The following is a 13508-nucleotide window of genomic DNA, read 5'->3' as shown; positions in this document are numbered from 1 at the left end:
AATGACGCCGCACCATGATGATCGAAGATGCCAGGCGAGGCCGGCGGATGATGCCGGCCTCGCCTCACCCCATCAGACGTAGCGGTTGACGACGTTTTCCAGATACTCCTGGCGCCCCGAGCGCGGCTCGGGGTTGATGTTTTCGCGCTCCACCAGGGCCGCGATGTCGTCCAGCTTGTATTCCCCACGCAGCATCTTCTGCGCCTCGGGGCTGTTCCAGCCGGCATAGCGCTCCTCGAGCGGTTTCGACAGCGCACCCTCCTCGATCATCCTGGCTGCCGCCTTCAGACCGCGGGCGCAGCAATCCATGCCGCCGATATGGCCGATCAGCAGATCCTGCGGATCGAGCGACTGGCGGCGCAGCTTGGCGTCGAAGTTGGTGCCGCCGTTCCTGAAGCCACCACCCTGGAGGATATGGTAGTAGGCAAGCGCCATTTCCGGCACGTTGTTGGGGAACTGGTCGGTATCCCAGCCGGACTGGTAGTCGTTGCGGTTCATGTCGATCGAGCCGAAGATGCCGAAGGCGTTGGCCATGGCGATCTCGTGCTCGAAGGAATGACCGGCGAGGATCGCGTGGCCCTGCTCGATGTTGACCTTCACCTCCTTGTCCAGCCCATGCTTCTGCAGGAAGGCATAGACGGTCGCGACATCGTAATCGTACTGGTGCTTGGTGGGCTCCTGCGGCTTCGGCTCGATCAGGATCGTACCCTCGAAGCCGATCTTGTACTTGTACTCGACAACGAGATTGAGGAAGCGGCCCATCTGATCGAGTTCGCGGGACAGGTCAGTGTTGAGCAGGGTCTCGTAACCTTCACGGCCGCCCCACAGCACGTAGTTGACGCCGCCGAGGCGCTTGGTGGCATCCAGGCAGGTCTTCACGGTCGCCGCGGAGAAGGCGAAGACGTCCGGATCCGGATTGGTGGAAGCGCCGGCCATGAAGCGACGGTGCGAGAAGAGGTTCGCCGTACCCCACAGAAGCTTCACGCCGGTCTCGGCCTGCTTCTTCTCGAAGTAGTCGACGATCTCGTTAAGGTTCCGGGTGTTCTCGGCGAAGCTGTTGCCTTCCGGCCGGACGTCCGCATCGTGGAAGCAGTAGAAGGGCGCGCCGAGCAGCTGGTAGAATTCGAAGGCGACATCCGCCTTCATCTTCGCCGCCTGCATCGTGTCCTCGAACCAGGGGCGCTGGAAGGTCTGCCCGCCGAAGGGGTCGCCGCCCGGCCAGGTGAAGGTGTGCCAGTAGGCGACGGCGAACCTCAGATGGTCCTCCATGCGCTTGCCGGCGACGATCTCGTCCGGTTTATAGTGGCGGAAGGCAAGCGGATTGGTGCTGTCCGGGCCTTCATACTTGATCTTCTGGATGTCTCCGAAAAAGCCTGTGCTCATGTGTTCCTCCTGGGAGTCAATGTTTCTCTTAGTGCGTGAGGGAGCGGATCGCCGGATAGGCGGCGCGGTAACGGGCGTAGGCGGTCTCATAGGCCTGCGAGAGCGACGAGACCGGATCGATCGTGTCTGCCGTCCTGGGAGGCTGGCAAACCGCGACCGGATCGGCACCCGTGGCGGCGATGAGGCCGAGCCGCGCAGCGCCGAAGGCAGCGCCGAAATCGCCGTCGGCCGGAATGTCGACCGGAACGCCCAGCGAGGTGGCGATCGACGCGAGCCAATAGCGCGAGCGCGAGCCGCCGCCGATGGCAGTGACCCGCGAGATCGACGTGCCGGCGGATTTCAACGCCTCCAGATTGTCTCGGATGGCGAAGGTGACGCCTTCGATCACCGCTTGCGTCAGAACGGCACGGCTCGATTCGTGTCCGAGGCCGATGAAGCCGCCACGGATCTGCGCATCATTGTGCGGGGTCCGTTCGCCGGAGAGATAGGGAAGGAAGGTGATAGCGGTCGGCGCCTTGAGACTGTCGCCCAGCTCAGCCGTCAGGTCTGCCGCAGATTTTTCCGTGACGCCCGAATACCAGTTCAGTGCATCGGTGGCGGACAGGATGACGCCCATCTGGTGCCAGGTGTTCGCAAGCGCATGGCAGAAGGCGTGCACGGCGCTTTCCGGTTTCGGCAGATAGGAGCCGTTGGCCGCGAAGAGCACGCCGGAAGTTCCCAGCGAGACGAAAGCATTGCCTTCCGCAACGGTACCCATCCCGCAGGCCGAGGCGGCATTGTCCCCCGCGCCACCGGCCACCACGACACCCTCGCCCATGCCCCATTCGGAGGCGAGCCCGGCCCGCAGCCTGCCCCCCTGTTCCGTGCCCTCGACCAGCGACGGCATGTGATCCTCCGAAAGTCCGGTTGCCGCCAGAAGCTCCGCCGACCATTGGCGGGCGCCGGTATCGAGCCAGGAGGTGCCGGCGGAATCCGACATCTCGGAGATGTGCTCGCCCGTCAGCCAGAGGCGCAGGTAATCCTTCGGCAGCAGCACCTTGGCAACCCCGGCAAAGATCTCCGGCTCGTTGTTCTTCAACCAGACGAGCTTGGGCGCCGTGAAGCCGGGAAAGACGATATTGCCGGTGATCTTGCGGAAGCGGGGATCCGCATCGAGTTCCGCCGCCTCCTGATGAGAGCGCGTGTCGTTCCAGAGGATGCAGGGCCGCAGCACCTTGTCGTCCTTGTCGAGCAGGGTCGCGCCGTGCATCTGCCCCGAGAGGCCGATGCCTTTCACGGCGGAAAGCTCCTTCGGAAACTTGGCCTTGAGCCCGGCGACCGCCTCTTCCGTGGCCCTTATCCAATGCGCCGGATCCTGTTCCGACCAACCCGGATGCGGCCGCGATACATCGAGTCCGCCGCTCGCCGAACCGATGATCTTCTGGTCGGCATCGATCAGCATCGCCTTGACGCCTGACGTTCCGAGGTCGAGACCGAGATACATATCGCTCCTTCCTTCTGCCCTTAGGGCAGGTTGTCCTTGAGGAAAATATCGATGCGGATGCGCTCCTGGGCGGCGAGCACCGGCAGTCCGTCCGCCTTGGCCTTCAGCACCCGGATGGCGCTGCGCACCTCATGGCCCGCATCCTGGTTGAGCACGGCGTCTATGGTGCCGTCGAGCAGCGCCTGGCGGGTGGAGGCGGTCAGTTCATGGGCGATGACGACAGGCCTTTTCCCCGGGGGAACCTCGCGCAGGGCGCGGATGAGACCGCGATTGCCCGCACCCAGGCTGTAAATGCCGTTCAGTCCGACGTGACGGCGCAGCGCCTCCCGCACCAGCGCCTCCGTAACAGCGGCATCATCGCGGGCTTCCATGACAGGCAGGATCGCCACCTGGGGAAAATCCTCCGAAAGAACCGAAAGAAATCCCTCGAGCCGTTCGCGGTGGTCGCGCACCATCATCGATCCCGCCAGAACCCCGACCCGGCCATCCACCTTACTGAGGAAGCGCCCCATGAGATTGGCCGCAGTACGCCCGGCGGCGATGTTGTCGATCCCCGCATAATGCTGGCGGGACGAGGCGCTGAGATCGGATACCAGCGTGACGACGGCGATGCCGGCCTCCACCAGCCTTTCGGCAGCGGATCTGACCCGCGGCTCGTCGATGGCGACGAAAGCAACGCCATCAGGTCCCTCGATGAGGAAGTGTTCGAGCTTGCGGACCAGGGCATCCGCATCAAAGGCCGGAACCGTCGCGATGTCGATCCGCGTCCGTTCGACCGAAGACCGTTCCATCGCCGCCTCGACCTCCCGCTTCAGACCGATCATGAAGGAGTTGTCGTTGCAAGGCAGGATGAAGGTGAACCTGTAGGTGCGCCCCTTTGCAAGATTGGCCGCAGCGAGATCGCGGACATAGCCGAGCGACCCGATCGCCCGCTCTACCTTTTCGCGGGTGACGCCGCGCACCCCCGGACGGCCGTTGAGGACGCGGTCGACCGTGGCGAGGCTGACGCCCGCAAGACGCGCGATATCGTGAACCGTCGGCTTCATCCGTCCTCCCGCCATCGTGGTAGCGGAATTTTTGAGGTACGTAAATCAGAAAACGGGTAGCCTCGGCATGTGCGGCAAAACAGAAAAGGCCGCCGCGTCGGCGGCAGCCCCTTCCGGCGGTGGAGCTCGGGATTCAGTGGCCGCCGCCTCCGCCAGCCTGGGCGGAGGGCTTGGAAATCAGCATGACCAGCAGGATCAGGCCGGCGAACAGCACCGTCAGCGCCATGAAGACGTCGATGAAGGACAGGAGCCAGGATTGCTGCGTGACCATGCCGGAAAGCTTCTGCAGCGCGACGGCACCGCCGTCGAGCCCGAAGCTGTCGTAGTTGGCGCCGACGCTGCCCAGCCAGTCGAGAGCGGCCGGATTGCCGTAGCTCAGATGCTCCGAAAGCCGGGCGTAGTGCTCGTCGGAGCGCTGGGTCAGCATGGTGTTGATGACGGCGAGCCCGACGGCGCCACCAAGGTTGCGGGTCAGGTTGAAGAGGCCCGAGGCATTGCGGATGCGGGCCGGCGGCAGTGTCCCGAGCGCGATGTTGTTGATCGGCACCATGCACAGCATCATCGAGCAGCCGCGCAGGATCTGCGGGATCAGCAACTCGTAGAAATCCCAGTCGCCGGTGAGCCCCGTCATCAGATAGGTGCCGAGCGCAAAGCCGAAGAAGCCGATCGCCATCATCACGCGCGGGTCGAGGCGGTTCGAAAGCATGCCGGCAACCGGGGCCGTCAGGAACATCGCCAGACCCGAGACGAACATCGTTTCGCCGATCATCAGTGAGTCATAGCCGCGGATGCGCCCCAGATAGAGGGGATAGAGGTAGGTGAGGCCATAGAGGCCTATGCCCATCACGAAGGAGAAGAGCGAGCCGAACGCGAAGTTGCGGTTGGCGAAGGCACGCAGGTCGACGACAGGGAACTCGACCCGGAAGGCGCGCCAGAAGAACACGACCGCCCCCGCCGCCATGGCGACCGTGCCCAGGACGATGTGCTCGTCGCTGAACCAGTCCTTGTTGTTGCCTTCTTCCAGGACGTATTCCAGCGAGCCGAGGAACAGCCCCATCGACAGGAGCCCCCACCAGTCGAACTTCTTCCAGAGGCTCATCTCCGGCTCGTCGAAATCGATCATGCTCCAGGCAACGGCCGTGACGAGGATACCGGGCACGATGTTGACCAGAAAGAGCCAGTGCCAGGAGAAGGCGTGGCTGAGATAGCCGCCGACGGTCGGGCCGATCGTCGGCGCGAGCGTCGCGACGAGACCGATGATCGGGGAAACGACCGCACGCTTGGACGGCGGGAAGATGGTAAAGGCCGCCGCGAAGACCGAGGGGATCATTCCGCCGCCGATGAAGCCCTGGATCGCACGGTAGACGATCATCTGCTCGATGTTCGTGGCGGTGGCGCAGAGCGCGCTGGCGATCGTGAAGCCGGCGGCGCAGATGCTGAAGAGGACGCGCGTCGACAGGATGCGGGCAAGCGTGCCGGACAGCGGAATCATGATCACTTCCGCAATCAGATAAGAGGTCTGCACCCATGCCACGTCGTCCGATCCCGCCCCGAGACCGGCCTGAATCTCCGCCAGCGAGGCGGAGACGATCTGGATGTCGAGGATCGACATGAACATGCCGAAGACCATCGCGAAGAAGGCGATCATCTTCCGCTTGCCCATGGATTGATCGGCGGGAAGCGCGCCCGCGACGGCCGCTGTTGCCATGGCCGCTCTCCTTGGGTTTCCGCCGGTCAGTCTGCCCGGGCTACGGCATGGTCGGAGGGAGCCGTGCGGGTATCGACGTCCACGACGACGCTGAGGCCCGCGCGCAGATGCTTGCGGGCCAGGTCTTCCGCTGGCAGCGAGATACGGACCGGCACGCGCTGCACCACCTTGGTGAAATTGCCGGTCGCATTCTCGGCCGGCAGCATCGAGAAGACGGCTCCCGATGCCGGGGAGATCGACTGCACGGTGCCCTCGATGGCGTGCTCCTCGAAGGCGTCGACATGGACGCGCACCTTGGAGCCCGGAACGAGGTCGCCGATCTGCGTCTCCTTGAAGTTCGCCTCGACATAGAGCTCGGTGAGCGGAACAAGCGCCGCGAGCCGCTTGCCGGCCGAGACAAGATCGCCCGTCTGGACGGCGAGGTTGCCGATCACGCCGTCATAAGGCGCCTTCAGCACGGTGAAATCCAGATCTCGCTGCGCCTGGTCGCGTGCCAGCTCCTGGGAATGGATGGTGTTCAGCGCCTCGTCGCGTTGCGCCCGCAGAAGGCCGATATTGGCCTCGGCGGACGATACGCTCGCCTCTCCGGCGACCAGATTGGCGCGGGCCTGATCGAGCGCGACCTTGGCGTTGTCCAACTCGGCGGCCGTGCCGATCGATTTCGCGGCGAGTCCGCTTGCGCGCCTTTCGGTGATCTCGGCTCCCCGCAAGGCTGCCTCCAGGGCGCCGCGCTGCGCCTCGGCCTGCTTCAGCGCAGCCTCCGCGCCCACGATCTGCGCATCGATCCGCTTGACGGCGAGCTGTGCGCTCTCGATGGCGTTCTCGGCGCGCTCGAGTGCGAGCTGGTAGTCACGGGCGTCGAGGGTGACGAGCGGATCGCCGGCCTTCACCCGCTGGTTCTCGACGACGTTCACCCTCTCGACATAGCCCGACACCTTTGGGGAGATGATGGCCATATCCCCTTCGATATACGCATCGTCCGTCGACACCAGGAAACGGCCGTCCGTCCACCAGCCATATCCGTACCAGGCGCCGCCTGCGAGCAACGCTGCGAGGATGAGCGGAAGAACCGGGCTGCGCCGCTTCTTCTTTTCCGGCACAGGCGCCTGCTCGGCGACGGGCCGAGCGGCGTCGCCATCCGGCAGTTTGCCTTTTTCGCCTTCACCGTCATTGGCTATTGCGCGAAGCGCGCCTGCGGAAGAGGATGCGGTCATGGGGGTACCATCTCAGGATTGCGTCTATCGAACCGATCGGTTCGGAGAACTTGACATAGAGCCTCCCGCTACGCATATCAAGTACAAATCGAACCGATTGGTTCGCAAAGTTAAGAAGATCTGTGATGGCCAGGGAAAAAACCGAAGATCAATGTCTGCCTCACCATCAGGGCCGCTTCGCGGCCGGTGAAGACCCGGTCAAACGCGGGCAGATCATCGAGGGGGCGAAACGCGTCTTCATGACGCTTGGCTTCGATGCGGCCAGTATGAACGACATCACCCGCGAGGCCGGCGTCTCGAAGGGCACCATCTACGTCTACTTCGAGAACAAGGAAGACCTGTTCGGCGCCATCATCGAGCAGGAGCGCGAGCGCATCACCCTGAAGCTGAAGGATATCCTTGCGGGCAGCGAGGAGGTCGAGGACGGCCTGTACCGCTTCGGCCTCGGCTTCGCGACCCACATCACCTCGCCGCAGACCATCAACGCCATGCGCACCCTGATCGGCGTCAGGAACCGGATGCCGAAGCTCTGCAGCCGCTTCTTCCATTCGCCGGCCAACGTTCGCACCGTCCTCGAGGACTTCATCAAGCGCCATGTGGCGGCAGGCACCCTGGCGGTGGACGACACGGATCTCGCCGCCCGCCAGTTCATCGAGCTCGCAAGCGGCACCTTCTTCAAGTTCCGGCTCTTCGGCGATCTCGACGACGTGCCTCCGCAGGAAGAGCTGGATCACGTGGTGAAGAGCGCGATCCGCGTCTTCATGGCCGCCTACGGCCGCTCCGGCTTCTCCGGAAACGCGGCCTGAACCTCGCAAGGCACCACCGGCGCCTGCTCCTCCTCTTGTCTTTGTCCCGCGACATCTTAAATCGGACGGAAATTACGCCGATTCAGAGGGGCTAAACGTGCAAGGTATTTTGGGGCTTATACAGGATCCGACGGCCTGGGTCGCGCTGGTAACGCTAGTCGTCATGGAGGTCGTGCTCGGCATCGACAACCTGATCTTCATCTCGATCCTGACCAACAAGCTGCCGCCGGAACACCGAGAAAGGGCCCGTAAGATCGGCATTGGCCTCGCGCTCATCATGCGGCTCGGACTGCTCGGAACCGTCGCATGGATCGTGCAGCTCACGAACCCCATCTTCGAGGTCTTCGGCCATCCCTTCTCCTGGAAGGATCTCATCCTCATCGCCGGCGGCCTCTTCCTCGTCTGGAAGGCGACGCGTGAAATCCACCATTCCGTCGATCCCGTGGACCACAAGGAAGACATGATCGGCGGCGCCGCAGCTATCACCTTCGGCTCCGCCATCGCGCAGATCCTGCTTCTCGACCTTGTATTCTCAATCGACAGCATCATCACCGCGGTTGGCATGACGCCTCATCTCCCGATCATGGTCGTCGCCGTGATCGCCGCCGTCACCGTCATGCTGCTCGCTGCCACTCCGCTTGCCAACTTCATCGAGAAGAACCCGACGATCGTCATGCTGGCGCTCGGCTTCCTCCTGATGATCGGCACCACGCTGATCGCCGAAGGCATGGGCTTCCATGTTCCTAAGGGCTACATCTACGCCGCCATGGCTTTCTCGGCGCTGGTGGAGGTCCTCAACATGCTCGCCCGCAACGCGCGCCGGCGCAAGAAGCCGGACAGCACGGTCCACTGATCGTCACCCGTCTGGCCCGGCATCGTCCGGGCCATCTTTATTTTCCTCGGCCGGGATATCTTCCGGCAATCCCCGTGTTATGCATATCCTGCGGTGCACGCGTACCCGGTGCACTTCACGTTCTCTTGGGGCCCCATGTCGACAGATCAGATCCTTGCTTTCACCGTCATCGGCGTGATGATGGCCGTCTTCATCTGGGATCGGTTCCGTTACGACATGGTCGCGTGCTGCGCACTCGTCGCTGCGGTGGCGGTCGGCATCGTTCCGGTGGAGGAAGCCTTTTCCGGCTTCTCCGACGACATCGTCATCATCGTCGGCAGCGCGCTCGTGGTCAGCGCGGCGGTAGCCCGGTCGGGTATCGTCGACATAGCCATCAAGAAGTTCTTCCCGAACCTGAATTCCGTGCGCACGCAGCTCGCCCTGTTGATGATCGTCGTGGCCGTCCTGTCCGCCTTCATCAAGAACATAGGCGCGCTTGCGATCATGATGCCGGTGGCCTTCCAGTTTTCCCGCCGCTCCGGTGTCTCGCCGTCGAAATACCTGATGCCGATGGCCTTCTCGGCATTGCTCGGCGGATTGATGACGCAGATCGGAACGTCGCCGAACATCGTCGTCTCTCAACTTCGCGCGGACCTGACGGGGACCCCCTTCACGATGTTCGACTTCACGCCGGTCGGCGCCGTCCTGACGCTGGTCGGCATCACCTTCCTGCTGTTCTTCCATTGGCTGGTACCGTCCCGCACGAAGCAGAACAATTCCATCGAGGACGCAGTCGAGATCGCCAACTACACGTCGGAGGCGACCATCCCCGCGCAGTCGGCCGTCGTCGGCAAGCCCCTGAGCGAGTTGCTGAAGCTCGGGGACGGCGAGGTGCTCGCAACGGCCGTCCTGCGCGGGACCACGCGCATGTCCCCCTTTCCCGACCTGGCGCTGCGCGAGTTCGACACCCTCATCCTGGAGGGCCGCTCGGCCGCCATCGACCGCGTCGTCTCCAATGCAAAGCTGCAGCTCTCGGGCAAGCCCCTCAAGGGCAAGGGCCAACAGCGGGACGATCTCGTTTCGGTCGAAGCGATTATCTCGCGCGAGTCGCCTCTGTCCGGCCTTTCTGCGCGCGAGCTTGCGCTGTCCTACACCAGGGGCGTCAACCTGCTTGCCGTCAGCCGTCGTGGCCAGCGCCTGAGCGAGCGCCTGAGGGACCTGACATTGGTGGCAGGTGACGTCATCGTGCTGCAGGGCAATCGCAACGCGCTTCCGGGCGTGATGCAGGATTTCGACCTCCTGCCGCTGGCCCAGCGCGAGGTCATGCTGGGCACCCAGCGCCGCGCCTTCATTCCGCTTGTCATCCTGGCAGCCGCCATGATCGCCACGGCCTTCGGCTGGGCACCGGTCGCGGTGGCCTTCTTCGCGGCGGCCCTCGGCATGGCGATCTTCCGCGCCATTCCCCTTACCGACGTCTACAAGGCAGTGGATGGGCCCATTCTGGTCATGCTGGCGGCGCTGATCCCCGTCTCCGACACCTTGCGCACTTCCGGGGCAAGCGAGCTGATCGCGGCCTGGCTCGGCCAGATGGCGGGAGGGCTACCTGCCTATGCTGCGCTGGGGATGATCCTGCTGACGGCCATGGCCGTGACACCCTTTCTCAACAATGCCGCGACCGTGCTGGTCATGGGGCCGATCGCGGCGAGCTTCGCGACGGCGCTCAGCTACCGGCCGGAGGCCTTCCTGATGGCTGTCGCAATCGGTGCGGGCTGCGACTTCCTCACGCCGGTGGGCCACCAGTGCAACACGCTGGTCATGGGACCGGGCGGCTACAAGTTCAGCGACTATCCCCGCCTCGGCCTGCCGCTCTCCCTCATCATCGTGCTGGTCAGCGTTCCGGTGCTGCTGTGGGTCTGGCCCGTGGGCTAGCATGGCCCTCAAGTCTTGACGCTCGGCGCTGAATATGCGCTAAGGCCTGCAATCCCGACACACGCAGGTCCGCGCCGCACCAGGCGCCAAATCGAGCATCATCCATGAGCACTTCCGGCCCCCGCGTCCGCATCGCCCCCTCGCCCACTGGCGAGCCGCATGTGGGCACCGTCTATATCGCCCTGTTCAACTACCTCTTCGCCAAGAAGATGGGCGGCGAGTTCATCCTGCGCATCGAGGACACCGACGCGACCCGGTCGACGCCGGAATTCGAGCAGAAGGTGCTGGATGCGTTGAAGTGGACGGGTCTCACCTGGTCGGAAGGACCCGATGTCGGCGGCCCCTATGGCCCTTACCGCCAGTCCGACCGGAAGGAAATGTACCAGCCCTATGCACAGGACCTGCTGGACAAGGGCCACGCCTTCCGCTGCTTCTGCACGCCGGAACGGCTGGAGCAGATGCGCGAGGCGCAGCGCGCCGCCGGCAAGCCCCCCAAGTATGACGGCCTCTGCCTCAACCTGAAGGCCGAGGAAGTGATCGCCCGGATGGAAGCGGGCGAAGCGTCGGTTGTCCGGATGAAGATCCCGGCGGAAGGCTCCTGCGATTTCCACGACGGCGTCTATGGCGATGTGTCGATCCCATGGGACTCGGTCGACATGCAGGTGCTGATCAAGGCCGATGGCATGCCGACCTACCACATGGCCAACGTGATCGACGACCACCTGATGAAGATCACCCATGTTGCACGGGGCGAGGAATGGCTGGCTTCGGTTCCGAAGCACATCCTGCTCTACCGCTACTTCGGCTGGGACGAGCCGAAGTTCATGCACCTGTCGCTGATGCGCAATGCCGACAAGTCGAAGCTGTCGAAGCGCAAGAACCCGACCTCGATCTCCTACTACTCCGCGCTGGGCTACTTGCCGGAAGCGCTGATGAACTTCCTCGGCCTGTTCTTCATTCAGATCGCCGAAGGCGAGGAACTGCTGACCATGGAGGAACTGGCGGAGAAGTTCGACCCGGACAACCTGTCCAAGGCCGGCGCGATCTTCGACATCCAGAAGCTCGACTGGCTGAACGGCCGCTGGATCCGTGAGAAGCTGACGCCGGAGGACTTCATCGCCCGCACCCTGGACTGGGCATCGGAGAACGCGCGCCTGACCGAAGGCCTGAAGCTGTCGCAGAGCCGCATCTCCAAGCTCGGCGAACTGCCGCAGCTTGCCGGCTTCCTGCTGGCAAACGATGTCGGCCTGACGCCGGCCTCCTTCGCGGGACTGAAGACGAGCCCGGCGGAAACGCTGGAGATCATCAACACCGTTCAGGCGGACCTCGAAAAGCTGCTGGAGTGGAATGTCGAGGCAATCGACCAGGAACTGCGCAATGTCGCCGACAAGCTCGGCAAGAAGCTGCGCGTCGTCACGCCGCCCCTCTTCGTTGCCATGTCCGGCTCGTCGCGCTCCCTGCCGCTCTTCGATTCCATGGCGCTCCTCGGCCGTTCGGTCGTGCGCCAGCGGCTGAAGATTGCCGCCACGGTGGTGGCTTCCATGGTCGGCGCTGAATAAAGGAAGGTCCCGCAGAATGACCGATAGCAACAACGAAACCGCCCTCTCCTCCGACGCGACGGAAGTGCGCGCACAGAAGCTCAAGCTTCTGCGCGAGAAGATCGGCGACGTCTACCCGGCGCACTTTCACCGGACGATGACCAATGCCGACCTCGCCGAGAAGTACAAGAACCTCGAGGCGGACGTGGAGACGCAGGACATCGTGACGGTGGCCGGCCGCGTCTATTCTATGCGCAATTCCGGCATGTTCATCGACCTGCGCGACGCTTCCGGCAAGATCCAGATCTTCAGCCACAAGGATACGACGCCTGAAGAGGCGCGCGACATGCTGCCGATGATCGACCTCGGCGACATCATCGGCGTCACCGGCGTAGTGCGCCGCACCAAGCGCGGCGAACTGACGATCAACGCGCAGCAAATCACCATGCTGACCAAGTCTCTCCTGCCGATGCCGGAGAAGTACCACGGCCTGGCCGACATCGAGCTGCGCTACCGCAAGCGCCATCTCGACATCCTGTCGAACGAAGAGTCCAAGCTCCGCTTCCAGCAGCGCTCGCGCATCGTGTCCGGCATCCGCCGCTTCATGGAAGACGACGGCTTCATGGAAGTCGAGACGCCGATGCTGCAGTCGATCTACGGCGGCGCGACGGCCGAGCCCTTCAAGACGCACCACAACACGCTGAAGCTCGACATGTACCTGCGCATCGCGCCGGAACTGTTCCTGAAGCGCACGCTGGTTTCGGGCCTCTCGGACAAGGTGTTCGAGATCAACCGCAACTTCCGCAACGAAGGCGTCTCCACACGGCACAATCCCGAATTCACCATGATGGAGTGCTACTGGGCCTATGCCGACTACGAGGACATGATGGACCTCGTCGAGCGCCTCTTCGCGCGGCTTGCGATGACCATCCACGGCTCCACGGAGTTCAAGTACGGCGACAGGGAGATCTCGTTCAAGGGCCCCTTCCGCCGCGTGCCGATGCCGGACGCCGTGAAGGAAGTGACCGGGATAGATTTCCTAGCCATCAAGACGGACGAGGAAGCCCGTGCCGCGGCCAGGGCCGCCGGCTTCGAGGTCGAGAAGGACTGGACCTGGGGCGAGTGCCTGGCCTTCATCTTCGAGGAGAAGGTGGAATCGACGCTGGTCCAGCCGTCGCATGTGACGCATTTCCCCAAGGACATCTCGCCCTTCGCCAAGGAAGTGCCGGGCGAGCCGCGGCTCGTGGAACGCTTCGAGACCTATTGCAACACCTGGGAGATCGGCAACGCCTTCTCGGAACTCAACGATCCGGAAGAGCAGCGCGCCCGCATGGTCGAGCAACTCGAACAGGCGCATGCGCGCGGCGAGAAGGACAAGCAGTTGGACGAGGAGTTCCTGGACGCGATCGACCAGGGCATGCCGCCCGCCGGGGGCCTCGGCATCGGCGTCGACCGCCTGATCATGCTGCTGACGGATGCACCGTCCATTCGAGACGTGATCCTGTTCCCGGCGCAGCGGAGCAGGACGAACTGATTTCATATGAAAATGGCGGCCGCGAGCCGCCTTTT

10 protein-coding genes are annotated in these 13508 nt (G+C 63.6%); 5 read left to right on the top strand and 5 right to left on the bottom strand.

The window, feature by feature from the left end; genetic code table 11:
• Positions 1 to 72: 72 nt before the first annotated feature.
• From xylA to RTCK_RS11160, 5 genes are all read right to left on the bottom strand, one after another.
• Positions 73 to 1383 (bottom strand): xylose isomerase, encoded by a 1311-nt coding sequence (xylA, locus tag RTCK_RS11180; protein ID WP_142592862.1) that lies wholly within the window; start codon positions 1381 to 1383, stop codon positions 73 to 75.
• 28 nt (positions 1384 to 1411) lie between these two features.
• On the bottom strand, positions 1412 to 2866 hold the full coding sequence (gene xylB / locus RTCK_RS11175) for a xylulokinase (RefSeq protein WP_142519713.1): 1455 nt from the start codon (positions 2864 to 2866) through the stop codon (positions 1412 to 1414).
• A 20-nt stretch (positions 2867 to 2886) separates the two neighbouring features.
• The gene (locus RTCK_RS11170) at positions 2887 to 3912 is read right to left on the bottom strand and encodes a LacI family DNA-binding transcriptional regulator (RefSeq protein ID WP_142592861.1); all 1026 of its coding nucleotides are present in this window, start codon (positions 3910 to 3912) and stop codon (positions 2887 to 2889) included.
• Between the two features lie 133 nt (positions 3913 to 4045).
• Positions 4046 to 5620: a DHA2 family efflux MFS transporter permease subunit gene (locus tag RTCK_RS11165; protein WP_142592860.1), complete on the bottom strand. Its 1575-nt coding sequence runs from the start codon at positions 5618 to 5620 to the stop codon at positions 4046 to 4048.
• 26 nt (positions 5621 to 5646) lie between these two features.
• Complete coding sequence (locus RTCK_RS11160; RefSeq protein ID WP_142592859.1) at positions 5647 to 6834, bottom strand: HlyD family secretion protein; 1188 nt, start codon at positions 6832 to 6834, stop codon at positions 5647 to 5649.
• 125 nt (positions 6835 to 6959) lie between these two features.
• Between RTCK_RS11160 and RTCK_RS11155 the strand changes: the two genes are divergently transcribed.
• From RTCK_RS11155 to lysS, 5 genes are all read left to right on the top strand, one after another.
• A complete protein-coding gene (locus RTCK_RS11155) occupies positions 6960 to 7640 on the top strand; it encodes a TetR/AcrR family transcriptional regulator (RefSeq protein ID WP_142592858.1) in 681 nt (226 codons plus the stop codon).
• Between the two features lie 97 nt (positions 7641 to 7737).
• The gene (locus RTCK_RS11150) at positions 7738 to 8493 is read left to right on the top strand and encodes a TerC family protein (RefSeq protein WP_142519708.1); all 756 of its coding nucleotides are present in this window, start codon (positions 7738 to 7740) and stop codon (positions 8491 to 8493) included.
• Positions 8494 to 8628: 135 nt separating this feature from the next.
• A complete protein-coding gene (locus RTCK_RS11145) occupies positions 8629 to 10401 on the top strand; it encodes an SLC13 family permease (RefSeq protein ID WP_142592857.1) in 1773 nt (590 codons plus the stop codon).
• A 104-nt stretch (positions 10402 to 10505) separates the two neighbouring features.
• A complete protein-coding gene (gene gltX, locus RTCK_RS11140) occupies positions 10506 to 11960 on the top strand; it encodes a glutamate--tRNA ligase (RefSeq protein ID WP_142519706.1) in 1455 nt (484 codons plus the stop codon).
• Between the two features lie 16 nt (positions 11961 to 11976).
• The gene (lysS, locus tag RTCK_RS11135; RefSeq protein ID WP_142519705.1) at positions 11977 to 13473 is read left to right on the top strand and encodes a lysine--tRNA ligase; all 1497 of its coding nucleotides are present in this window, start codon (positions 11977 to 11979) and stop codon (positions 13471 to 13473) included.
• Positions 13474 to 13508 lie beyond the last annotated feature (35 nt).

It is taken from the genome of Pseudorhizobium endolithicum (assembly GCF_902153245.2).
Lineage (GTDB): Bacteria > Pseudomonadota > Alphaproteobacteria > Rhizobiales > Rhizobiaceae > Neorhizobium > Neorhizobium endolithicum.
Note: the sequence above shows the minus strand (reverse complement) of the source record. Positions and strands in the feature narration are given on the sequence as shown.

Bases quoted from the DNA above. Each gene is read 5' to 3' on its own strand.
- xylA (WP_142592862.1), bottom strand. From the start codon at position 1,383: ATGAGCACAGGCTTTTTCGGAGACATCCAGAAGATCAAGTATGAAGGC.
- xylB (WP_142519713.1), bottom strand. From the start codon at position 2,866: ATGTATCTCGGTCTCGACCTCGGAACGTCAGGCGTCAAGGCGATGCTG.
- RTCK_RS11170 (WP_142592861.1), bottom strand. From the start codon at position 3,912: ATGAAGCCGACGGTTCACGATATCGCGCGTCTTGCGGGCGTCAGCCTC.
- RTCK_RS11165 (WP_142592860.1), bottom strand. From the start codon at position 5,620: ATGGCAACAGCGGCCGTCGCGGGCGCGCTTCCCGCCGATCAATCCATG.
- RTCK_RS11160 (WP_142592859.1), bottom strand. From the start codon at position 6,834: ATGACCGCATCCTCTTCCGCAGGCGCGCTTCGCGCAATAGCCAATGAC.
- RTCK_RS11155 (WP_142592858.1), top strand. From the start codon at position 6,960: ATGGCCAGGGAAAAAACCGAAGATCAATGTCTGCCTCACCATCAGGGC.
- RTCK_RS11145 (WP_142592857.1), top strand. From the start codon at position 8,629: ATGTCGACAGATCAGATCCTTGCTTTCACCGTCATCGGCGTGATGATG.
- gltX (WP_142519706.1), top strand. From the start codon at position 10,506: ATGAGCACTTCCGGCCCCCGCGTCCGCATCGCCCCCTCGCCCACTGGC.
- lysS (WP_142519705.1), top strand. From the start codon at position 11,977: ATGACCGATAGCAACAACGAAACCGCCCTCTCCTCCGACGCGACGGAA.